The sequence below is a fragment of the Dactylosporangium sp. McL0621 genome, from assembly GCF_049995355.1.
Lineage (GTDB): Bacteria > Actinomycetota > Actinomycetes > Mycobacteriales > Micromonosporaceae > Dactylosporangium.
On the sequence record NZ_CP188259.1, the window covers coordinates 6,829,233 to 6,850,418 of the forward strand.

Consider the following 21,186-nt stretch of genomic DNA (forward strand, 5'->3'; position numbering starts at 1 on the left):
CGAGCGGGGATGGATCCGGCGGCAAGCATCCAGGCACTGATCGATGAAGCGGCGACCGCGGACGACACGCGGCTGTTCAACCTCGTCGTCGACGTGGCCGTCCTGAGCGGGCAGGTGGGCGCCGCCGACGGCGTCACCGCCATGCAGGCCATCACGCCGTACGCGGCCGGGTTCGCCGCCCGCAACCCGGGCAACCTCGACATGCGGTACCGGTACGCGTGGATTCTCGTCGTCCTCTCGCAGCGCCTCGAGGCGGCCGGCCGGCACGACGATTCGGTCCAGCCGGCCCGGGACGCGATCGCCGGGTTCCTCGGCCTCGGACCGGACACGCCGGCGGGGCTGGCGTTCGACATGCTCGTGCAGGTCGCCGTCATCTCCGGGCAGCTGCCCCCGGCGGAGGCGGCCACGGCGCTGCGCGGCCTGGTGCCGGTCGCGGAGCGGCTCGTGGCCGGCGACCCGGCCAACGCCGAATACCAGTACCGGTACGCGTGGACGCTTGTCGTGCTGTCGCAGCGCCTGGAGGCGGCCGGTCAGCACGACGAGTCGGTGCCGCCGGCCCGCGCCGCCATCGCCCGGTTCCTGCAGTTCGCCCCGGCCGCGTCCGACGCGCTCATCTTCGAGATGATCGTGCAGGTGGCGGTCATCTCCGGGCAGCTGCCGGTGGCCGAGGGGGTCGAGGCCATCCGCGCCATGCTGCCGTCCGCCGCCGCGCTCGCCGCCCGCAACCCGGGCAACATCGACTACCAGGGCCGGTTCGCGTGGGCGCTTGTCGTGTTCGCGCAGCGGCTCGAGGCGTCCGGGCAGCACGCCGAGGCGCAGCCGCCGGCCCGGGAGGCGGTCCGGCGGCACCTCGCGATCGCCCCCGCCGCCCCCGACGCGCTGCTCGCCGAGCTGATCACCGAGGTCGCGGTCGTCTCCGGCCTGCTGCCGCCGGTCGAGGCGCTGCGGGCCGTGCTGGACCTGCTGCCGTTCGCCGAGCAGCTCGCCGCGCGCAACCCGGCCTACCAGGGCCTGCTCGACTGGCTGCGCCTGGTGATCGAGCAGCGCCGGGCGGCCGCCGGGGCCGGCGGCGAGCCCGAGCCGCCGGTCGGGGTACAGCCGGCGGTCTTTCGCGGTGGGGCCCCGGTCGCGGCCCTGTCCCGCACCCCGAACCAGATGGACCTCTTCGCCGTCGCCGCCGACGGCGCCGTGCGCAGCGCCTGGTGGAACGGGCAGTGGCACGACGACTGGTTCCGCATCGGCACCCGCGGCTTCGGCCCGGGCACCCCGATCGCGGTCAACTCCCGCAACCCCGACCAGATGGACCTGTTCGCGGTCGGCGAGGACGGCGGCGTCTACAGCGCGTGGTGGCACGGCGAGTGGCAGGACTGGTTCCGGATCGGCACCCGTACGTTCGCCCCGGGCACCCCGATCGCCGTGCTGTCCCGCAACCCCGACCAGATGGACATCTTCGCCGTCGGCGACGACGGCGGCCTATGGAGCGCCTGGTGGCACGGCGAGTGGCACGACTGGTTCCGGATCGGCACCCGCACCTTCAGCCAGGACACCCCGATCGCGGTCGACTCCCGCAACCCCGACCAGATGGACATCTTCGCCGTCGGCGAGGACGGCGGTGTGTGGAGCGCGTGGTGGCACGGGGACTGGCAGGACTGGTTCCGCGTCGGCACCCGCACCTTCAGCCAGGGCACGCCACTCGCGGTCAACTCCCGCAACCCCGACCAGATGGACGTGTTCGCCGTCGGCGACGACGGCGGCGTCTACAGCGCGTGGTGGCACGGCGAGTGGCAAGACTGGTTCCGGATCGGCACCCGCACCTTCGGCCAGGGCACGCCACTGGCCCTCAACTCCCGCAACCCCGACCAGATGGACCTGTTCGCGGCCGGCGACGACGGCGGCGTCTACAGCGCCTGGTGGCACGGCGACTGGCACGACTGGTTCCGCGTCGGCACGCGCACCTTTGCGCAGCGGGCAGCCCTCGCGGTGCTGTCCCGCAACCCCGACCAGATGGACGTGTTCGCGGCCGGCGACGACGGCGGCGTCTGGAGCGCCTGGTGGCACGGGGACTGGCACGACTGGTTCCGCATCGGCGACGCCCAGCCGGCGCTCATCTTCGGCGGCCCGATCGCCAGCGAGGGCCTGGCCGCGCTCGGCGGCTGGGTCGAGGCGCGGATCTTCCCCGACGGCACCTCCCGGTGGCGCGGCCACGCGCACGACAGCGGCCTGGACGGGTACGCCTTCGGGGTCAGCGCGACAATCAGCAACCGCGCCGGCCGGGTCCTCGCGTTCTCGCACCACGGGCACGTCGAGGGCACCCTCTCCACCGAGGGCGGCCGCGACGAGGACTGGGACGAGTTCCGCCCCGCCGACCCCGTCATCGCCCAGTACTTCCGGACGTTCGCGGCGGCCGAGGTCGCCATCCCGGTGTCGTACTCCAGCGACATCGGCACGTTCGTGGTGGACGTCGTCGACTTCATCGTCACCTGGGAGCTGGGCGCCTCGCCGGTCGGCGCGGTCGTCGGGCTCGTCGCGTTCATCGGCGTCGAGGTCGGCTCGCTGTTCGCCACCGGGTCGCTGGTGCCCGGCGCGCGGATCATCGGCAGCAGCCTGTGGATGGCCGGCCCGACGAACACCCTGCTGTCCATCGCCGCCGAGGGGCTCGCCTCGTTCGGCAGCGAGTCGCGGTCGCTGACCCCGGAGGAGTACGACTGGGCCGACTCCACCGTGTTCGGCGGCACCCTGCCGCCCCGCGAGGACATCCTGCTGACCGACATCATCGGCAAGGACGACCGGCCGTTCACCATGCCCGGCAGCGGCGACTGGATCTACCTCAACATGGGCCGGGAGGCGTTCGCCGACCCGCGCAAGTTCGGGCTGGCCCGGGGCAAGCAGTACGGCGAGACGTTCGTGCACGAGCTGACCCACGCGTGGCAGATCGCGCACACGCCGATGCAGCTCAGCCTGATCGCCGGCGTCCTGGGCAACCAGCTCAGGCACGACCCGTACGAGTACGGGCCCCCGGGTGCGTCGTTCTCGGAGTTCAACCTGGAGCAGCAGGCGGCGATCGTCGCCGACTGGTTCGTCGGCAACCAGCGTCCGGGCAGCACCCAGACGTCGACCGACATGGACCCGGCGAGCCCGTACTTCCGCTACATCCAGCAGAACATCCGGCAGGGCCAGTACTGAACCCCGTTGCCGGAGTGAGTACTCACTCCGTACGATGGGAACCATGACCGTCACGCTGAACCACACCATCGTTCCCGCCCTCGACAACGACGAGGCGGCCCGGTTCCTGGCCGGCGTCATGGGCTTCGAGCTCCTGCCGCCGGCCGGGACGCACGGGCACTTCCGGCCGGTCCGGGTCAACGACACGCTGACGCTGGACTTCATGACCACCGCGGAGCCGGTCGGCCACCACCTGGCCTTCGCCGTCGACGGCGCCACGTTCGACGCCGTCCACGCCCGCATCGGGGCGGCCGGGGTGCCGTTCGGCAACCACCCGGCGACCCCGGACAACGGCCGGATCGACCACCCGCTGTGCGCGCGGGGCCTGTTCTTCCGCGACGCGACCGGCAACCTCTACGAGGTCATGGCGGACAGCTAGGGGCTGTGTCGAAGTGGGGGTCGGAGCGAGGCGAGGCTCAGGCGTCGGCTGGGGCCGCGCCGGGCGCGCCCCGATACCGGGGTTGTATCGGGGTGTGACCGGCGTGGTTCCAGACGGCGCCTGAGTCCGCCGCAGCCCGGCCCCCACTTCGATACAGCCCTAGCGGTCGCGGTAGGCGGCCAGGCCGCCCAGCTCCTCGCTGGCGATGAACGCCGTGCGCACGTTGAGGATGGCCTCCTCGGCGTGGCCGGGGCAGCCCCAGGCCGCGTCGCCCCAGGAGTCGGCGACCTTGATCTCGGCCGGGGCGGTGCACCCGGCGGCGCCGCCGAGCTGGCAGCGCTCCGGGTGCGGGGCGGCGGCCTGCGCGGCCGCGGCGGCGCGCATCCGGGCGGCCAGGTCCGCGGCGACGGCGGCGCGCTGCTCGGCCTCGGCGCGCAGCTCCCGCTCCGCGCGCACGACCCTGGCCAGCTCGTCGTGGGCCGCGCGGGCCAGGGCCTCGGCGGCCGCCTTGGCCTGCTCGATGTGGTGGCGCTCGATGGCCAGGGCCGCGGTGCCGGTGAAGACCCGGGTGAGGGCGAGGTCGGTGTCCTGCGGGACGCGCGGGGTGCGGTGGTACATCGCGAAGGTACCCAGCAGGGTGCCGTCCCGGGCGAGGATCGGCGTGGACCAGCAGGCGCCCAGCCCGGCCCGTTCGGCGAGGTCCCGGAAGTCGTCCCAGAACGGGTCGGTGCCGATGTCGGTGACGATGACCGGTTCCCGCCGGTGCGCGGCGGTACCGCACGAGCCCACCCCCTCGCCGGTGGCGATCCCGTCGATGGCCTGGTTGTAGAAGTCCGGCAGGCTCGGCGCGGCGCCGTGGCGCAGGTGGCGGCCGTCGGCGTCGGCGAGCAGGACGGAGACGAACACCTCCTGCGGGGCCAGGTCCTCGATGCCGCGGGCCATGCCGTCGAGGACCTCGCGCAGCGGGGCCTGCCGGGCGATCTGCTCCAGCAGCGCGCGGTGCTCGGCCATGAGCCGCTGGGCGTGCTTGACCTGGGTGGTCTCCACGCCGATCAGCTGGACCCCGGTGACGGTACCGTCGGCGGCCCGGCGGGGCTCGAGGCTGACGTCGAAGAACGCCTCGCCCACGCGGACGTCGCGGCGGGAGCGCGCCTCGCCGGTGCGGTACACCTCGTCGAGCAGTGCGGCGAAGTCCTGGTCGGTCAGCACCGGGCGGGCGGCGGCGAACGCGGGGTTCGCCGACTCCACCTCGTGGGCCGGCCCGGCGAGGGCGGCGAACACGGCGCTGGACTGCCCGAACAGTGCTTGCAGATCTTCGTCCACGCCGCATCGTACCCGGGGCGGATCACCACCGCACGTGGCGCAGCTCGGTCAGGCGCAGCGCGGCCGCAGCGGCGATATACAGCAGCAGCCCGACGAGCGCGGCGAGCACCACCGTCATGACGGTGCCGGCGAGGGCCGCGCCCGCCCCGGCCACGCCCGCCGCGACCAGGACCCGGCCGTGCGTGCCGGCGATGCGACGCCCGTCGATGCGCCCGAGGCGGCGGCGCAGGGCCAGCGCCGTCGCCACGAGGCCCACGGTGTACGCCGCGGCGTAGGCGAGCGGCACCCCGACCACGATGTCGGCGGTGGGCAGCCACCACATCGCGGCCCCGCAGCCGGCGACGCCGACGGCGCTCACGGCCGCGGTGATCAGCGCCGGCGTCCTCGTGTCCTGCAGGGCGTAGAAGCCGCGCTGCAGGATCATGTAGGCGGCGAACGGCAGCAGCGCCAGCCCGAACGCGGCCACGGCGACGCCGAGCACGCCCACGGTCGCGGTGGCGCTGCGGCCGTGGCCGAACAGCAGCGCGGCGACCGGGCGGCCGAGCACGAGCATCGCCGCCGCCACCGGGGCCAGGGCCACGGCCGCGACCCGCACGGCCAGGGACAGGTCGCGGATGACGCGCTCGTGGTCGTGGCGGGCGGCGCTGCGGCTGAGGCGGGGCAGCATCGTGGTCATCACCGACAGCGCGACGACCGCGAAGGGCACCTGGAAGATCGCGTACGCGTTCTGGTACACCGTGACCCCGCCCGGCCCGCTCAGCGACGCCGCACGCGTCGCCGCCGCGAGCATGACCTGGGCGGAGAGGACCGACAGCAGCACCCAGGCGCCGAGGCGGCCGATCCGGCGCACCCCGATCCCGCGCGGGTCCAGGTGCAGCCGCACCGGGAAGCCGCTGCGCGCGAGCGCCCACACGACGAGCGCCGTCTGCGCGACGACGCCGGCGGTCGTGCCGACCGCAAGCAGCGTCAGGTGTACCGTCGTGAGGCCGCCGACCGCGAGGTAGCCCAGCCCGACGGCGATCACGACGAGGCTGTTGACGAGCGGCGCCCACGCCGGGGCCCCGAACCGCCCGCGGATGTTGAGCACGGCCCCGGCCGTGGCCCCGACGCCGTAGAACAGGATCTGCGGCAGGAAGTACCAGCAGAAGACCACGGCGAGCTCGCGCTGCGGCCCCGTGAAGCCGGGCGCGTACAGCCGCACGAGCCACGGCGCGGCGACGACGGCGACGATGGTGACCGCGCCCAGCCCGTACACCATCAGCGACAGCAGCCGCTGCGCGTAGACGACGCCGTCGTCGGCCTCGGTGACCGCCGCCCGCGCGAGCAGCGGCACGACGACGCTCGCCATCGCCCCGCCGACGACGAGCTCGAAGACCGCGTTGGGCAGCGTGTTGGCGACGTTGTACGTGTCCAGCAGCCGCGTCCCGAGCCCGAGCGCCGCGGTCAGCACCACGATCCGGACGAACCCCGCGACGCGGGACGCCAGGGTCGCGACCGCCATCCCCCGCCCGGCACCGCTCAGTGAGGCCACGCCGTCCTTCTTAGCATCCGGTGGTGGTTTTCCGCCGCTCGCGCCGGGTAGGCCCGGCGGTATGAGCAACGGCACCGCCGCCCGCTGAGGCCGCCCGGCGTGGACACGATCGAGGTCCTGGACCGGCTGGCCGAGCTCGTGCGCCGCGGCGGCGACGATCTGTACGTCCGCTGGTCGCGCGGCCCGCAGGCCGACCTCGCGTCCACCGGCGGCCTGCAGCACGGCGCCGGCGGCCTCACGGGCCTGGCGCTGCCCGAGCTGCCGGCCCACCCGCTGGGGGTCGAGCCGTGGTGGGGCGAGCGCCCGGTACGCCTGTGGGTGGCCCGGCGCCTCTGCGACTGCCGCGCCCGGCACGAGCCGTGCGGCCCCGGCGTGCGCCCGTGGCTCCTGCGCGCCGAGGAGTGCGGCCGCGGCCGCGACGAGGAGCCGCTCGTCATCTGCCGGCACCCGGTCGCGTGGATCTCCGACGCGGCGCTGGAGGAGTGCGCGGCGCAGATCGCGGCCGAGGGCGCCCCGGAGCGGGGGCCCGGTGTTCGGTGAGGCGTGGCTGGCCTCGGCGGTCGATCTGCTCGTCCGGGTCGTCGAGGCCGGCGGCGCGGTCATCATCTTCACCGGCGCGGTCGTCGCGTTCGGGCGGTTCGCGGTCGCCGCCGTCCGGACCCGGCGCACCGAGAGCTTCACACCCATCCGCCTGGGGCTCGGCCGCTTCCTCGCGCTCGGCCTCGAGTTCCAGCTCGCCTCGGACATCCTGCGGACCGCGATCGCCCCCACCCTGCGCGAGATCGGCGAGCTCGCGGCGATCGCCGCGATCCGCACCGCCCTGAACTACTTCCTGAGCCGCGAGATCAAGGAGGAGCGGGCCGAGCTGGACCGCCGCGGGGCGCCGGTGCCGTGAGCGTGCTGCTGGCCTACGCCGCCCTCGCCTGCGTCGCCGCCGGGCTCGTCACCGGGGCCGTCACCCTCGTCATCGGCGGGGGCGTGCGCACGGCGCTGCAGGTGGCGCTGGACTTCTGGCTCGCCGCCGGCCTGCTGCGCCTGGGCGGCCCGCCGGGCTGGCCGCCGCTGCTGGTGGCCGCGGCGATCGTGGCCGTGCGCCGGCTCGCCGCCTCCGCGCTGCGCCGGCGCACGCTGCGACCCGACGAGGATTGTTAGTCTCGCGGCGTGACCTATCCGCGCAGGACGGCCCGGCCGCCGCTGCAGGGCCGGGTCCGCGACGTCCGGGACGTCACCGCCTCGATGCGCCAGATCGACCTGGCCGGCCCGGAGGTGCCGCGCCTGCGGTTGCGGCCCGGCGCGCACCTGGTCGTGCGGGTGCCCGCGGACGGCGGGGAGGCGCGCCGGGTGTACTCCATCTGGCGCCACGACCCCGCCGGCTCCCTGCTGTCGCTGCGCATCGCCCTGCACGACGCCGACGGCCCGGGCTGCGCATGGGCGCGCAAGGTGGCGCCCGGCGACCGGGTCACGCTGGAGCCGCCCCGCAGCAAGATCACCCTGGCCGGCTCCGCCGCGTTCCACCTCTTCGCGGGCGACGAGACGGGTGCGGTACCGCTCCTGGCCATGCGGGCCGCCCTCCCCCGCTCGGCCCCGGCCCTCGGCGTCTTCGAGGCCCCGGCGCCCGCCGACGAGATGCCCGGGGCCGACGGCGTACCCGCGCTGCCGTGGGTCCACCGCGGCGGCGCCTCGGCGGTCGGCTCCCGGGTCCTGCTGCGCGCGGTGGCCGACCTGGAGCTGCCGCCCGGCGCCGGCGTCGCGTACGTGGCCGGCGAGAGCGACACCTGCCGCCTCCTGCAGCGCCTGCTGATCGAGAAGCGCGGCTTCGCCCGCCGGGCCGTGCACGCCCAGCCCCAGTGGACCCCGGGCCGCCCGGGCTTCGGCGCGGGCGGCGACTGAGGTGACGACCCCGGACCCGGCCGGCCGGGCTCCGGCGCCGGCGGCGACTGAGGTGACGACCCCGGACCCGGCCGGCCGGGCTCCGGCGCCGGCGGCGACTGAGGTGACGACCCCGGACCCCGCCGGCCGGGCTCCGGCGCCGGCGGCGACTGAGGTGACGACCCCGGACCCCGCCGGCCGGGCTCCGGCGCCGGCGGCGACTGAGGTGACGACCCCGGAGCCGGCCGCCGACGACGAGCCGATGCCGACGGTGTCGGGTGGCCAGCACTGGCTGGTGTCCTGGCATCCGCCCGCGGCCGAGCCCGTGGGCCGCGACCACGGCGCCGCCGGCATCTGTGTCGCCGGCGACGGCCGTGACCTGGTGCTCATCAGCCCCGACGGGGTGTTCTGGGGCTTCCCCGCCGGGCGGCCGGAGGGGGCCGAGACGCCGCGGGAGACCCTGGCCCGGGAGCTGCGCGAGGAGGCGTGCGTCGAGGTCCGGGAGGCGAGGCGGCTGGGCTGGTCGCGCAGCGCCTGCGTCCGGGGCCGCGAGCTGGGCCTGGTGCTCGTCCGCTCCTACTGGCTCGCACGCGTGGCCGTCGGGGCCTGGGAGCCGCGGTTCGAGATCGCCCACCGGCGGATCGTCCCGGCGAGCGAGGCGGCCGACCGCGTCCGCGACCCCGACGCCGCCGCGACGCGCATCTCAATGCGGGCGCTGCGCGAGGCCGGGCTCCTCTAGGCGGTACTCGCCGCCGCAGGACTCGGCGAGGGCCGAGCCGAACAGCGCGGCCGGGGTGTACGCGCCCGGCTTGCCCTCGCCGTCGAGCAGGCGGCGGACGACCTCGGCCGGTACGGCGGCGGTGAAGGCCTGGGCCTCGCCGACGCGCAGCCAGCCCTCGCGGGTGCTCCCGTCCGGCCACTGCACGACGGCGTGGCCCCAGGAGTGCTCGCGCGGCTTCGGCCGGGCCGTGAACCGTACCGCCGCCAGACGCCGCCGGGCGAAGGCGCGCACCGGCCCGATCGCGAGCAGGGCGGTCGCGGCCGGCAGCACCGCGCGGACGAGCGGCGAGGACGGGGCCTCGCTCGACGCGGCGACCACGTCCGCGGCGCCGCTGGCGCGCTGGGCCGCCATCAGCTCGCCCAGCGGCATGCTCGCGGTGGTGACCGTCGAGCCGTCGGGCAGCACCAGCCGGATCGGGTCGCCGCCCAGGCGGGCCGGGGCCAGCCGTCCGCCGCGGTACCGCCGGCCCTGGAACCGCCCGCCGCCCGCGACGCCCGGCAGCCCCTCCACGATGGTGCCCGCGAGGGCATCGCCGACGGCCCCGGCCTCCACGGCGAGCGACGGCACCATGTCGACCCGCGCCCGCCGCGGGGCCGGCCGCCCCTCGCACAGCTTCACCACGACGCTCTCGGTCGCGGTGACGCCGAAGCCGGCCCCGGTGACGGCGGTGCGCCCGGCGTCGGTGAACGCCCGGCTCCGGCCGAGGGTCGCGGCCACCGCGGCCAGGTCGTTGGCCAGGTCCAGGTAGTGGCTGGACGGCCGGCACGCCTCCAGGAGGGGCGCCGCGGTCTCGATGAACGGACCGATGGTGTTGACGACCACGGCGGGGCGCTCCCGGCGGATCGCATCCGCCGTCCCGGCGACCGACCCGGCCACGACCGTCCGGAGCCCGCCGGCCGCACCGGTCCCCGCCGGCCGCAGCCCGGCGGCCGCCTCCGCCAGCCGGCCGGCGTCCCGTCCGACAAGCACCGGCCCGATGCCCCGGCGCAGCAGCTCGGCGGCGATCGCCCGCCCGCTGCGGCCGGTCCCGCCCAGAATCCAAACCTCGGTCATGGCACAGCTCCGCCCTGGTGCGGCGGCCGTCCCGCTGACGACACGCCGTGTCATGACCGTACCTCTCATGACACGACATGTCATCACCGCTAGACTGCGGACATGGCACGGTGGCAACCCGACGCGCGCGAGCGGCTGCGCCAGGCGGCCCTCGAGCTCTTCGCCGAGCAGGGCTTCGCCGCGACCACGGTGCCGGCGATCACCGCGCGGGCCGGCCTGACGACGCGCACGTTCTTCCGGTACTTCGCCGACAAGCGCGAGGTGCTCTTCGCGGACGAGGCCATCTCCGCGTTCGCCGGGCAGCTCATGGCCGCGGCCCCGGCGGCCGGCGACCCGCTCACGACGCTCCTCGAGGGCCTGCGCACGGTCGCCGAGGCCCAGTTCGAGGGCCGCAAGCCGGCCCTGCGCCAGCGCCGGGCGATCGTCGAGTCCGACCCCGGCCTGCGCGAGCGCGACCTGCACAAACGCGCCGCCCTGGCCGAGGTGGTCCGGGACGGCTTCCGCGCCCGCGGCCTCGAGCCGACCCGGGCCGCGCTGCTCGCCGAGACGTCGGTGACCCTGATGTACGTCTCCGTGACCGAGTGGCTCGACCGCGACGACGACCGCCCCCTGTACGACATCATCGAGGCCTCGCTGGCCACCCTGCGGGCCGAGCTGAGCTGAGCCCGGGCCGCGGCGCCGGCCGATACAAGACTTGGCGCATGACCGCCCCGCCGCCACCACTGCCCCGCCCGGCCCGCTGGATCGCCGCCGCGGACGTCCTCAGCATCCGCTGCCGTCGTCCGGCCCGCGGCTCGCGTGGGGCGGCCGCGCCACGGGACGCCGACGGGCTCGGCGACGAGCGGGCCGCCTGGCACGCCGCGCGGCTCCGCCTGCCACCGGACCCAAGACCGCTGCGGGCGCCCGCGATCGTGGTCAGCGAACGCTAACCGGACCGAGACCGCGGCCCGGACGGCGAACGCTAACCGGGCCGGACCGCGACCCGGTCGGCACGGTCGGCGGCCGGGCCGAAGCGGATCGCGCGCAGGGCGGTCGCGCCCGGGCGGTCGATGCGCGTGACGGTCGCGGCCTCGCGGTGGGCGTCGCGCAGCACGTCCTGCCAGTTGCGGCAGTGCGCCGCGAACGCCGCGGAGCGCACCCGGCGCCCCCGCGACTCCTGCCCCGCGAGCGCGTCGGCCGGGCTGACGTCGAGCAGCAGCAGGTGGACCCGGCGGCCGGACCGGCGCGCGGCGGCGAAGATCAGTCGCCGCGCCCAGGGCCGCGTCGCGCACTCGTGCACGACCACCGGGCCCGGCCCGCCGAGTGTGTGCACGAGGCGGGCGTAGTGGGTGGCGTGCACGATCGGGCGCCAGTACCGGTACGGCAGCCGGCCCAGGTACGGCCGCCACCATTCCCGGGAGTGGTCCGAGTCCAGCACGCGCACGCCCGCGCCGCCGGTCGGGAAGAGGCGCCGGAGCAGGGTGGTCTTGCCCGCGCCCGGGACACCCGCGACCACCAGCACGGCGTCGGTGCCGTACCGGAGCTCGCCGGGGCGCTCAACCGCGACGGCGGACACGGGCGACGACCTGCTGGAGGCGGCGGCGGTTCTGGGGCTTGCGCAGCTCTTCCTGCGCCCGGACGATCAGCCGCTGCCCCTGCGGGCTGCGCAGGAACCGGCGAAAACGGTCGGCAAGCGTTGGCATGAGTGAGGCCTTCCCGCCGCCGGCGGGGGCCGAATCCACGAAGAGGACCCCGACCCCGTCCGCGGCAACGTGTTCGTCACCTGCTGGGTCGAAGGTCTCGTCCACCCCGCGGTGCGGGGCCCGGGCACCGGGAGCCACGAGGGCTCCGAACTGACGGCGACACGGCGGAGGACTACTCCCCTTCGCGACCAAGGGTACCCGCCGCGCGCCACATCGCCGAGTCCCCAGAACAACGACCACCACGACAACGGCAACCGCCGGACCCGGGCCTGGTCACAGCGGGTCCGGCGGCACGCGTGTTACCTTTCCGGCATGCGCCACTCGGGCTTCGTCGACACCGTCGACGCCCTCGGCGGCCACGATCACGTCGGCTGGGTGTTCGACGACCCGGACGAGTACCACCCCGTCGTGGAGCGGTTCCTGGCCGACGGCCGGGCCGCCGGCCAGCAGGTGATGTTCGTCGCCGACCGCGATCCCACGGCCGCGGCGGACCCGGCCGCGCAGGTGCGCACCTACGCCCGGGCCACCGAGCGGGCGCTCGCCGACGGCTACACCGGACTGCGCGTCGCCGCGGACGCGACCCCGCTGGTGCGCACCGCGCAGGAGCGGGCGGCGTTCGCCCGGTACGAGTTCCTCATGGACGTGTTCATGGCGCGCCGGCCGATGTCGGGCCTGTGCGGGTTCAACCGCAGCGAGCTGGGCGACGAGGCCGTGGCCGAGCTGGCCGGGATGCACCCGGTGGCCCGGCGGGGCTCGACCCCGCTGCGGCTCTTCGCCACCGACCGGCCGGGCGTCGCCGCGGTGCTGGCCGGCGAGGTCGACCCCGGCGGGCACGCGCAGCTGCAGAACGCGCTCGGCCGGGCCGAGCTGGCGGCGGACGGCGGCGTGGTCACCCTGGACGCGCGGGAGCTCACCTTCATCGACCACCGGGCCCTGATCCGGCTCGTCGAGCACGTCCGGGGCCGCGGCGCCGCCACCGCGCTGCTGGTCGACCCGGGCAGCCCCGTGGCACGGTTGGCCGGTCTGCTGCAACTGGGTGACCTCCGGGTGGTGATGTCGTGAGATCTGGCCCCGCGGCCGGGCACGACGGCATCCTGCACGAAGCCGCGTTCTACGGCTCCGACGAGGAGTTCCTCGCGGTCGTGCTGCCGTTCCTGCGCGAGGGCGTCGCGGCCGGCGAGCCGACGGTCTCGATCTTCGGCGGGCGCAACCAGCAGCTGCTGCGCGCGGCGCTCGGCGAGGGCGGCGGCGTGCGGTTCATCGACGGCGGCCCGCACTACCTGCGCCCGGCCTCGGCGATCCGCAGCCACCGCGAGATGCTGGCCGGCTACGTCGCGGGCGGCGCGGCGCAGATCCGCATCGCGGGCGACGTGCCGCACCCGGGGGTCGGCGTGCCCTGGGAGTGGTGGGCGCGGTACGAGGCCGCCGCCAACGAGGTCTACGACGAGTTCCCGATGTACGGGCTGTGCCCCTACGACACCCGCACCGCCCCGCCCGAGGTGCTCGAGGACGTACGGCGCACGCACACGCACGTGGTCACCGCCGACGGCGACCGCCGGCCCAGCCCCCTGTACCTGCGCCCGCGGGACTTCCTCGCCACCGCGGTCGCCCCGTGGACGGTACCGCTGCAGGCCGCGCCCCCGGCGCTGGAGCTCGCGGACCCGTCGCCCGCGCAGGGCCGCCACGCCGTCGGCGTGCTCCAGCTGATCGCCGGGCTGGGCGACGAGGAGCGGCAGGGGCTGGAGCTGAGCGTCACCGAGGTGGTCACCAACGCCATCCGGCACGGCGCGTCGCCGGTGCGGCTGCGGGGCTGGGCCGAGCCGGGCCGCATCGTCGTCGCCGTGACCGACGCCGGCCCCGGACCGGCCGACCCGGCCGCCGGGCTGATGCCGGCGGGCGGGCCGGGCGGGCTGGGCCTGTGGCTGACCCACCAGCTCTGCGCGTACGTGTCGCTGCACCACGGCCCCGACGGCTTCACCATCCGCCTGGTCGCCGAGCGCCCCTGATCGAAAAGCGTCAGGGCCGGTCCAGCGGGAACTCGGCGTGCAGCCGGGTGCCCAGCCCGGGCGGGCTGTCCACGGCGAGCGTGCCGCCGAGGGCCTCGACCCGGTCGGTCAGGCCGATGATGCCGGTGCCGCGCCGGGGGTCCGCGCCACCGACCCCGTCGTCGCTGATCGACATGTGCAGCACGCCGCTGCGCACCTCGACCGCGGCCGACACGACGCTCGCCTCGGCGTACTTGGCCGCGTTGGTCAGCGCCTCGGCCATCACGTAGTACGCCGCGACCTCGACCGGCTCGGGCAGCCGCCCGTCCACCCGCACGTCGAGCTCAACGGGCGCGGCCGAGCGGCGGGCCAGCGCGCGCAGCCCGAGGCGCAGGCCGCCCTGGGTGAGGATCGCCGGGTGTACCCCGCGCGAGAGCTCCCGCACCTCGTCGACGGTGCCGTTCAGCGCGCCCACCACGTCGTTGAGCTGGTCGCGCAGCCGGGAGCACTCCGGCGGCACCTCCGCCTCGGCCCGGCGGATGTCCAGCGCCAGGGCGATGAGCCGCTGCTGGACGCCGTCGTGCAGGTCGCGCTCCAGCTGCCGCCGGTCGTCGTCGGTGGCGAGCACGAGCCGCGTCCGCGACGCGACCAGCCCGCCCACCCGCACGAGGGTGACGGCCTGGCGCACGACGAGCAGCGTCACGACCGCGGACGCGACGAACCCGGCGGTGTCGTCGGGCTCGTTGCCGCAGGCCCGCTGCACGATCAGCGCCACGGCCATGGCGCCGACCGCGAAGTACGGCAGCAGCAGCCGCCCCCAGTGCGGGTCCGGACGCGACGTCCAGCCCTGCGGCTGCTTCGTCTCCGTCCACGCGGCGATGGCGACGAGAACGAAGCCCGCGACGAACCCGGCGTCGCCCAGCGGCGGGATGCCGTGCGCGCCGATCGTCACCTGATAGGCGAAGACGCTGTCGGACATCGCGATGCCGAACAGCCCCGCCCCGAGCAGCATCAGCTGCGCGCGGTTGCCGGCCGAGGCCGTGCCGATGAGCATCAGGACCCGCACGGTCAGCAGCAGGTCGGTGATCGGGTACGCGAGCGCGACCAGGTAGGCCATCCGGCTCGCGGCGCCGTCGTGCACGACCGCCCCGAGCGCGGTGACCCAGCTCAGCACGAACAGCGCGCCGACGATGACCAGGCCGTCGAGGGCGCCCAGGACCTGCCCCTCCAGGTGGCGGGGCAGCCGGTGCACGGACTGGCCGGCGGAGAGGGTGACGAGCGCGGCGAACGCGAAGACGGGCAGGGTCAGGTAGCCGGCGTCGGCGAGCGACGGCGTGGGCAGCCCGACGCCGGCGTAGAGCTGGTACCACGACCAGATGACCTGGCCCAGCGTCCAGCCGCACGCCGCGGCCCCCATCCAGATGCGCCACCACCGCTGGGCGCCGTGGTGCCGGGCCGCCGCGATCCAGCAGGCCAGCGTCGCGGCGAGCGCGGCGAGGAACTGCGCGGCGTCGTCGACGAACACCGACCACCACGGGCTCAGCCAGCCGGAGCTGGCCAGGCCGACGACCACGGCCACCAGTCCGAAGGCGACCAGGCTCCGCCGCAGGCGTTCAGACCCACACCTTCGCAACGCTACTAGGGGCTGTATCGAAGTGGGGGTCGGAGCGAGGCGAGGCTCAGACGGTGCCTGAGTCCGCCGCAGCCCGGCCATCCACTTCGATACAGCCCCCAGCCGCCAGCAGCGCGGCCCGCACCTTCGCGGCCTCGCCGGCCCCGCGGCCCCGCCAGGCGACCACGTGGTCCGGGCGCAGGAGCAGGCACTCGCCGGTACCGGCGAAATCCACCCGATTTCCGCCCGGCAGGATCGCCCAGCCGGGTCCGGCGAGGTCGAGCGTGGAGCGGGTCCGCGCGTCGTCGAGCCAGCGGTGCGGCACCCGGGTGCCGGCCCGGCCGGCCGGGGCGAAGTCCAGCACGGGCTCCTCGGAGCCGTCCGGCACCAGCGCGCCGGCGGTGTACTGGAAGCCGCCGGCCGCGAGCACGTACGGGTGGGCGAGGGCCGGGTCGGGGGTGCCGCGCTTGAACGAGTCGGTGCGGCGCGCGGACTGGTCGGCCGCGAACCAGCCGGCCGGGCGGCGTTCGGCGTCGTAGCTGTCCAGCAGCCCGGGCCCGGCCTCGCCGCGCAGAACGGCGGCGAGCTTCCAGCCGAGGTTGTGCACGTCGGCGATCCCGGTGTTCGCCCCGCTGGCCGCATACGGCGGCATCACGTGGGCGGCATCCCCGGCGAGGTGGACGCGCCCGTCCGAATACCGGTCGGCGACGAGCATCTCGGCCTGCCACGGCAGCACACTCAGAACCTCCAGATCCGGCAGCGGTACCCCCAGGGCCTGCCGCAGCCGCGCCGGCCAGTCGCGTCCGGTCTCGCCGCCCGGGCTCATGAACACCCAGCGGTACCGCCCGTCCACCGAGGCGAGCCCGCCCGGCGCGTCCGGGTGCTCGATCTGGCACAGGTTGAACTCGCGGCCGCGCACGACCTCGCCGAGGTCGGCGGTGAAGTACACGTTCACGCTCGGCCCGCCGATCGCGCCCCGGCCCGACCGGGTGATGCCCAGCGCCTCGCGGATCCCGCTGCGGGCTCCGTCGGCGGCCACGACGTAGCGGGCGCGGATCTCGCCGTCGGCGAGCCGGCCGACCACCTCCCCGGCGGTCTGCTCGAGACCGGCCAGCGGCGTGCCGAAGCGCACGTCGGCCCCGGCGTCGACGGCGGCGGCGCGCAGCAGCGGCTCGAGGGCGTCCTGGGCGAGCAGGCACGGCGACTCCGGGCTGACCTCGGCGGCGAGGCCGCCGGCGGGCTGCCACAGCGGGAGCTGCCGGGCCTCGGCGAGGGTGCGCCCGGCCGCCATGTGATCGTGCCCGGCGAGGTCGCGGGCGGCCTCGTGCACGAGCCCGGCCAGCCCGAGCTCGCGGAAGATCTCCATGGTGCGCATGTGGAAGCGGCGGGCCTTGGGCTGCGGCGAGGTGCCGGCCCGCCGCTCCACGAGGGTGACGGAGACGCCGTGGTGGCGCAGCACGAGCGCGGCGGTGAGCCCGACGAGCCCGCCCCCGACGACGAGCACGTCCGGTGTACGTAGTCCACTCATGGTGTACGTTGTACACCACCTGATAATCTTCGTCCACCATGAACAATCCCGAACCCGGCGGCCTGGTGTGGTTCGACGCCCCCGCTCCCCCGCGCACCACGGAGCCGCTCAGCCGCGAACGCATCGTGGCCGCCGCGACCGAGCTGGCCGACCGCGAGCCCGGCGGCGAGATCACCATGCGCGCGCTCGCCGGCCGCCTGGGCGTGCGCAGCCCGATGGCGCTCTACCGGTACGTCGGAAGCAAGGACGGCCTCGCCGACCTCATGGCCGACCAGGTTTACGGCCGGTTCTCCGTGCACCGCGGCGACGGCTGGCGCCCGGCCCTGCGCGAGCTCGGCACCTCGGGCTGGGCGGCGGTCCAGCGTCACCCGTGGTTCGCCCGCCTCGCCTTCGCCCGGCCGCCCCTGGGCCCGAACGCGCTCAACCTGTACGACGCCGCCCTGGCCGAGCTCGACCCGCTGAACCTGCCCGCGGCGACGCGAATGGGCTTCGTGAACACCGTCCTGGGCCACGTGTTCGGCTCGGGCCTGGCCCTGCTGGAGGAGCAGCGCATGCGCGCCGGCATCGGCACCCCGACGGACGCCGACCTGGCCGCGAGCGCGGCGCCCTACCTGGAGCGCATCGCCGCCGCGGGCGCCCACCCCCACTTCAGCCGGTGGGCCGCCGACCCGGAACGGCACGCCCCGGCCCCGCAGACCTTCGAGGCGATCCTGGACTGGCTCCTGGACGGCCTGGGCGCAGGGCTACCCCCACACTGATCAGGCCGATCATGACCGAGTACAACCGCGCCGCGCTCGAACAGGCCGATGAGGACGCCGGCTCCCGATGCCAGGACCGCCATGAACGCCGCCAGCGAGACGAAGCCGAGAATCCCGGGCACCACCAGGGCCCGGCCCAGTCGGTGCGGGAGTCCGAGGAGCGGACACGTCCGGCCGATCAGGATCACGAGCAGGGCGCGTGCCGGTCGCCGCGCGAGGATCGTGCGATGGACCTGGGTGCGGGGCTTCGCGTCACGCTGCTCGGCGAGTTCCAGGCGTCTCGCCGGGGCACCGTCCTGCCCGTCCCGGGCGGCCGGCTACGGGGCCTGCTCGTCCGGCTGGCGCTCGCCGGCGGCCGCCCGGTCGAGCCCGGCGTGCTGGTCGAGGCGATCTGGGCCGGGGAACCGCCGTCCGGTCCGGCCTCCGCCCTGCAGACCCTCGCCTCCCGGCTGCGGCGCGCCCTCACCCCGGACGGCGCGGCGCCTGGCGTGCTCCTGCAGGTGGTGGGCGGCTACCGGCTCGCGGTGGACGCGGCCGACGTGGATGCGCTGCGCTTCGAGCGACTCGCCACCGCCGGCCGGGAGCGGCTGCGGGCGGGTGATCCGGCCGCGGCGGCCGCCGCGCTCGCCGAGGCGGTGACGCTGTGGGGCGAGCGGCCCGGCGCCGAACCCGCCGTGATCGCCGCGGTCGCGCCCACGGTCGCGACCCGGCTGGCGCAGGTGTCGGTCGAGGCGGTCGCCGACCTCGCCGCCGCCGAGCTGGCGCTGGGGCGCGCCGAGGCGGCCGTGGTCCGACTGACCGGGCTGGTGGCCGAGCAGCCGGTCCACGAGCGGGCGGCCGCGCTGCTGATGGATGCGCTCGCCGCCGCCGGGCGTCAGGCCGAGGCGCTGGCCGTCTACGAACGCGTCCGCGCCTCCTGGCCGACTTCCTCGGCGCCGACCCGGGCACTGCCCTGCGGGAACGCCATCTGCGGCTGCTGCGCCCCGGTCCGCCCGCCCCGGCGCCGGACGCCCCGGCCGGGAGCGCGGCCCCCGTCCGGACCCCGGCGGGGCTGCCGGCGCCATTGACCAGCTTCATCGGCCGCGACGACGACCTGGACCGCATCGGCACCCTGTTCACCGCCGGGCGTCTGGTCACCGTCGTCGGGCCGGGCGGCGCCGGGAAGACCCGGCTCGCAATGGAGGCCGCCCGCCGCCACCGCGACGGCGCGTGGCTCGTCGACCTCGCGCCCGTCAGCGAACCAGCGAAGGTCGCCACCGCCGTGCTCGCCGGGATCGGGCTGCGCGGCGGCGCGATGCTCGACGCCCGCAAACGGGCCGAGGGTGACGAGCTGGACGTCCTCGCCGGCGAGCTCGGCGGCCGGGAGAGCCTGCTGCTGGTCGACAACTGCGAGCACCTGATCGACGCGGTGGCCCGCCTGGTCGCCGCCCTGCTGTCCCGCTGCCCCGGGCTGCGCGTGCTCGCCACCAGCCGCGAACCCCTCGCGGTCGACGGCGAGGCGCTCGTGCCTCTCGGATCGCTCCCGCTGCCCGAGCCCGGCGACGGCGTCGAAGCGGCCCGGCGGGCGGCGTCGGTGCGGCTGTTCGTCGAGCGGGCCGCCGCCGTACGGCCGGGCTTCGATGTTGATCCTTCGACGTTGCCGCAGATCAAATACGTCGTCCGCGGCCTGGACGGCCTGCCGCTGGCCCTCGAGCTGGCCGCCGCCCGGTTGCGGACGCTGTCGCTGCCCGACCTGGCCGACGGGCTCGCGGACCGCTTCCGGCTGCTCACCACCGGCAGTCGTACGGCACCGCCCCGGCACCGCACCCTGCGGGCCGTCATCGCCTGGAGCTGGGAACTGCTCGACGAGCACGAACGCACCGTCGCGGATCGGATCTCCGTCCTGCCCGGCGGCGTCACCCCCGCCTCGGCCACCGCCGTCTGCGCCGGCACCTCCGTGCCCGCCGCCGACGTCCCCGACCTGCTCGCCGCCCTCGTCGACCGGTCACTGCTGCAGCTCGCCCCCGGCGCCGGCCGTTACCGCATGCTCGAAACCATCCGCGAGTACGGCGCGGAACGCCTGACCGGCACCGGCGACCTCGGCCCGGCCCGCGACCGGGCCGCCGCCCACTTCGCCGGGCTGATGGCCCGCCACGACCCGCGGCTGCGCGGGGCCGGGCAGCTCAACGCCATGAGCGTCATCAGCGCCGAGTACGACAACACGGTCGCCGCCCTGCATCACCTGTGCGCCACCCACGACTCCCGCGGCGCGATCGCGCTCGCCCTGAGCCTGACCTGGTACTGGCAGATGTCCGGGCGCCAGCCCGACGGCGCCTACTGGCTGGGCGAGGCGCTGGCGGTACCCGGCGGCGGGCCGACGCCCGAACGCGACTGCGCCCGGGCCGTGTACCTGCTGAACCGGGCGGACATCCTGTCGGGAATCACCGCCGGGCAGGCCGCGGACGACCGGGCGGAGATGCGGGCACTGGCCGACCGGTTGCTCGCGCACCCGGACCTGCCGAGCCAGTACCGCGTGTTCGGCCCGGTCATGTACTTCCTGCTGGAGCCCGCGACGGCGCGCACGATCTTCCGTACGCTGGCCGAGGGCGACGACGTGTGGCTGTCCGGACTGGCCCACATGTTCCTCGCCGAGATCGCCGAGAATGCGGGCGCGCTCGACCGGATGTACGCCCACGTGGAGGCGTCGCTGGCCCGTTTCCGGCAGGCCGGCGACCGCTGGGGCGAGGCCGCCACCCTACCGATGCGCGCCCAGCGGCGACGGTACGACGACCTCGACGGCGCACTGGAGGACCTGCGGGCGGCCCGGACGCTGGCGGACGGGTTCGGCGCGCTCAGCCTCGGCGACCAGCTCCACAGCGACCTGCGCTGGATCGACGTTCACCTGCGGGGCGACGACACCGACCGGGCCCTGGCCATGATCGATTCGGCCCGGGAGCGGGCGCTGCACGCGTCCGCGGCGGAGATGCTGGTCCTGATCGACACGAGCGAGGCCGGCCTGCGGGTGCGCCTCGGCGACCTGGACCGGGCCGGTGAGCTCCTCGACGTCGCCGAACGGGGCCTGCGCAGCGGCGCCGCGTTCCCCGCGGACCACGCCCGGACGCTTGTCGGCTGCGCACGGGCCGCCCTCGGTCTGGCGCGGGGCGACCTGGCCGGGGCGGAGAAGGCGCTACGGGAGGCGTACGCGGCCGCGGTGGCGACCCGGGAACTGCCGGCCCTGTCGCCGGTCGCGGTGCACGCGGCGGCGCTCGCCGCGGCACGCGGGCGGTGGCCCGAGCCGGCCGTGCTCCTCGGGGTCGCCGCCCGGCTGCGGGGCGCGCACGACCGCACCGATCCGCAGGTCCGCGCGCTCGCCAGTCCGGCCCGGGCAGCGATGGGCGCGGAGGCGTTCGCCGCGGCGTACGAGCAGGGCTGGGAACTCGACCCCGGGGCGGCCGTGACCGCCGCGGATCCGGCCCGTCCGTAG

General features: G+C 75.9%; 21 protein-coding genes. 14 read left to right on the plus strand and 7 right to left on the minus strand.

Annotated features, from left to right (window positions below; translation table 11 throughout):
- The first annotated feature begins 9 nt into the window (after window positions 1-9).
- Entirely contained in the window at window positions 10-3,183 is a 3,174-nt protein-coding gene (locus ACPPVO_RS32235) for a hypothetical protein (protein ID WP_426502309.1), read from the plus strand.
- A gap of 43 nt (window positions 3,184-3,226) precedes the next feature.
- A complete protein-coding gene (locus tag ACPPVO_RS32240; protein WP_426502310.1) occupies window positions 3,227-3,601 on the plus strand; it encodes a VOC family protein in 375 nt (124 codons plus the stop codon).
- Between the two features lie 159 nt (window positions 3,602-3,760).
- Here the strand turns inward: ACPPVO_RS32240 and ACPPVO_RS32245 are convergent, their stop codons facing one another.
- Together ACPPVO_RS32245 and murJ are read right to left on the minus strand one after the other, a co-directional pair.
- Window positions 3,761-4,924: a GAF domain-containing protein gene (locus ACPPVO_RS32245; protein ID WP_426502311.1), complete on the minus strand. Its 1,164-nt coding sequence runs from the start codon at window positions 4,922-4,924 to the stop codon at window positions 3,761-3,763.
- A gap of 22 nt (window positions 4,925-4,946) precedes the next feature.
- The gene (gene murJ / locus ACPPVO_RS32250) at window positions 4,947-6,425 is read right to left on the minus strand and encodes a murein biosynthesis integral membrane protein MurJ (protein ID WP_426514734.1); all 1,479 of its coding nucleotides are present in this window, start codon (window positions 6,423-6,425) and stop codon (window positions 4,947-4,949) included.
- A gap of 129 nt (window positions 6,426-6,554) precedes the next feature.
- Here murJ and ACPPVO_RS32255 point away from each other — a divergent pair, with 129 nt between their 5' ends.
- Genes ACPPVO_RS32255 through ACPPVO_RS32275 form a run of 5 tightly spaced genes read left to right on the plus strand, consistent with a single transcriptional unit; the run spans window position 6,555 to window position 9,063 of the window.
- Window positions 6,555-6,995: a DUF6098 family protein gene (locus tag ACPPVO_RS32255; RefSeq protein ID WP_426502312.1), complete on the plus strand. Its 441-nt coding sequence runs from the start codon at window positions 6,555-6,557 to the stop codon at window positions 6,993-6,995.
- A complete protein-coding gene (locus tag ACPPVO_RS32260; RefSeq protein WP_426502313.1) occupies window positions 6,985-7,350 on the plus strand; it encodes a DUF1622 domain-containing protein in 366 nt (121 codons plus the stop codon). Before ACPPVO_RS32255 ends, ACPPVO_RS32260 begins: the two co-directional genes overlap by 11 nt.
- Window positions 7,347-7,607 carry a hypothetical protein gene (locus ACPPVO_RS32265; protein WP_426502314.1) on the plus strand — a complete coding sequence of 87 codons (261 nt, stop codon included), beginning with the start codon at window positions 7,347-7,349 and terminating at the stop codon, window positions 7,605-7,607. Before ACPPVO_RS32260 ends, ACPPVO_RS32265 begins: the two co-directional genes overlap by 4 nt.
- 9 nt (window positions 7,608-7,616) lie before the next feature.
- The gene (locus ACPPVO_RS32270; RefSeq protein ID WP_426502315.1) at window positions 7,617-8,345 is read left to right on the plus strand and encodes a siderophore-interacting protein; all 729 of its coding nucleotides are present in this window, start codon (window positions 7,617-7,619) and stop codon (window positions 8,343-8,345) included.
- Window position 8,346: 1 nt separating this feature from the next.
- Window positions 8,347-9,063, plus strand: a complete 717-nt coding sequence (locus tag ACPPVO_RS32275; RefSeq protein WP_426502316.1) for an NUDIX hydrolase — start codon at window positions 8,347-8,349, stop codon at window positions 9,061-9,063.
- Here the strand turns inward: ACPPVO_RS32275 and ACPPVO_RS32280 are convergent.
- Complete coding sequence (locus tag ACPPVO_RS32280) at window positions 9,028-10,158, minus strand: hypothetical protein (RefSeq protein WP_426502317.1); 1,131 nt, start codon at window positions 10,156-10,158, stop codon at window positions 9,028-9,030. The two genes, ACPPVO_RS32275 and ACPPVO_RS32280, sit on opposite strands and share 36 nt — an antisense overlap.
- Before the next feature lie 102 nt (window positions 10,159-10,260).
- Here ACPPVO_RS32280 and ACPPVO_RS32285 point away from each other — a divergent pair, with 102 nt between their 5' ends.
- Both ACPPVO_RS32285 and ACPPVO_RS32290 read left to right on the plus strand, forming a co-directional pair.
- Window positions 10,261-10,821: a TetR family transcriptional regulator gene (locus ACPPVO_RS32285; protein WP_426502318.1), complete on the plus strand. Its 561-nt coding sequence runs from the start codon at window positions 10,261-10,263 to the stop codon at window positions 10,819-10,821.
- A gap of 38 nt (window positions 10,822-10,859) precedes the next feature.
- Window positions 10,860-11,087 carry a hypothetical protein gene (locus tag ACPPVO_RS32290; protein WP_426502319.1) on the plus strand — a complete coding sequence of 76 codons (228 nt, stop codon included), beginning with the start codon at window positions 10,860-10,862 and terminating at the stop codon, window positions 11,085-11,087.
- Window positions 11,088-11,119: 32 nt separating this feature from the next.
- On the opposite strand, the gene ACPPVO_RS32295 is transcribed toward ACPPVO_RS32290, so the two are convergent.
- Window positions 11,120-11,713 (minus strand): AAA family ATPase, encoded by a 594-nt coding sequence (locus tag ACPPVO_RS32295; protein ID WP_426502320.1) that lies wholly within the window; start codon window positions 11,711-11,713, stop codon window positions 11,120-11,122.
- Window positions 11,694-11,945, minus strand: coding sequence for a hypothetical protein (locus ACPPVO_RS32300; protein WP_426502321.1), 252 nt, complete (start codon window positions 11,943-11,945; stop codon window positions 11,694-11,696). The genes ACPPVO_RS32295 and ACPPVO_RS32300 overlap by 20 nt, the downstream gene beginning before the upstream one ends.
- A 207-nt stretch (window positions 11,946-12,152) precedes the next feature.
- Between ACPPVO_RS32300 and ACPPVO_RS32305 the strand changes: the two genes are divergently transcribed.
- The gene (locus ACPPVO_RS32305; protein ID WP_426502322.1) at window positions 12,153-12,902 is read left to right on the plus strand and encodes an MEDS domain-containing protein; all 750 of its coding nucleotides are present in this window, start codon (window positions 12,153-12,155) and stop codon (window positions 12,900-12,902) included.
- Window positions 12,899-13,846 carry an anti-sigma factor RsbA family regulatory protein gene (locus ACPPVO_RS32310; protein WP_426502323.1) on the plus strand — a complete coding sequence of 316 codons (948 nt, stop codon included), beginning with the start codon at window positions 12,899-12,901 and terminating at the stop codon, window positions 13,844-13,846. The genes ACPPVO_RS32305 and ACPPVO_RS32310 overlap by 4 nt, the downstream gene beginning before the upstream one ends.
- A gap of 10 nt (window positions 13,847-13,856) precedes the next feature.
- On the opposite strand, the gene ACPPVO_RS32315 is transcribed toward ACPPVO_RS32310, so the two are convergent.
- Window positions 13,857-15,404 (minus strand): sensor histidine kinase, encoded by a 1,548-nt coding sequence (locus ACPPVO_RS32315; RefSeq protein WP_426502324.1) that lies wholly within the window; start codon window positions 15,402-15,404, stop codon window positions 13,857-13,859.
- 100 nt (window positions 15,405-15,504) lie between these two features.
- On the minus strand, window positions 15,505-16,965 hold the full coding sequence (locus tag ACPPVO_RS32320) for an FAD-dependent monooxygenase (RefSeq protein ID WP_426502325.1): 1,461 nt from the start codon (window positions 16,963-16,965) through the stop codon (window positions 15,505-15,507).
- 38 nt (window positions 16,966-17,003) lie between these two features.
- Here ACPPVO_RS32320 and ACPPVO_RS32325 point away from each other — a divergent pair, with 38 nt between their 5' ends.
- Genes ACPPVO_RS32325 through ACPPVO_RS32335 form a run of 3 tightly spaced genes read left to right on the plus strand, consistent with a single transcriptional unit; the run spans window position 17,004 to window position 21,186 of the window.
- Complete coding sequence (locus tag ACPPVO_RS32325) at window positions 17,004-17,723, plus strand: TetR/AcrR family transcriptional regulator (protein ID WP_426502326.1); 720 nt, start codon at window positions 17,004-17,006, stop codon at window positions 17,721-17,723.
- An 11-nt stretch (window positions 17,724-17,734) separates the two neighbouring features.
- On the plus strand, window positions 17,735-18,790 hold the full coding sequence (locus ACPPVO_RS32330; protein WP_426502327.1) for an AfsR/SARP family transcriptional regulator: 1,056 nt from the start codon (window positions 17,735-17,737) through the stop codon (window positions 18,788-18,790).
- Window positions 18,787-21,186 carry an ATP-binding protein gene (locus tag ACPPVO_RS32335; RefSeq protein ID WP_426502328.1) on the plus strand — a complete coding sequence of 800 codons (2,400 nt, stop codon included), beginning with the start codon at window positions 18,787-18,789 and terminating at the stop codon, window positions 21,184-21,186. Before ACPPVO_RS32330 ends, ACPPVO_RS32335 begins: the two co-directional genes overlap by 4 nt.

Excerpts from the sequence above, each read along its gene's own strand:
- ACPPVO_RS32235 (WP_426502309.1), top strand. The coding sequence starts at position 10 with ATGGATCCGGCGGCAAGCATCCAGGCACTGATCGATGAAGCGGCGACC.
- ACPPVO_RS32240 (WP_426502310.1), top strand. The coding sequence starts at position 3,227 with ATGACCGTCACGCTGAACCACACCATCGTTCCCGCCCTCGACAACGAC.
- murJ (WP_426514734.1), bottom strand. The coding sequence starts at position 6,425 with ATGGCGGTCGCGACCCTGGCGTCCCGCGTCGCGGGGTTCGTCCGGATC.
- ACPPVO_RS32280 (WP_426502317.1), bottom strand. The coding sequence starts at position 10,158 with ATGACCGAGGTTTGGATTCTGGGCGGGACCGGCCGCAGCGGGCGGGCG.
- ACPPVO_RS32285 (WP_426502318.1), top strand. The coding sequence starts at position 10,261 with ATGGCACGGTGGCAACCCGACGCGCGCGAGCGGCTGCGCCAGGCGGCC.
- ACPPVO_RS32290 (WP_426502319.1), top strand. The coding sequence starts at position 10,860 with ATGACCGCCCCGCCGCCACCACTGCCCCGCCCGGCCCGCTGGATCGCC.
- ACPPVO_RS32305 (WP_426502322.1), top strand. The coding sequence starts at position 12,153 with ATGCGCCACTCGGGCTTCGTCGACACCGTCGACGCCCTCGGCGGCCAC.
- ACPPVO_RS32320 (WP_426502325.1), bottom strand. The coding sequence starts at position 16,965 with ATGAGTGGACTACGTACACCGGACGTGCTCGTCGTCGGGGGCGGGCTC.
- ACPPVO_RS32325 (WP_426502326.1), top strand. The coding sequence starts at position 17,004 with ATGAACAATCCCGAACCCGGCGGCCTGGTGTGGTTCGACGCCCCCGCT.
- ACPPVO_RS32330 (WP_426502327.1), top strand. The coding sequence starts at position 17,735 with ATGACCGAGTACAACCGCGCCGCGCTCGAACAGGCCGATGAGGACGCC.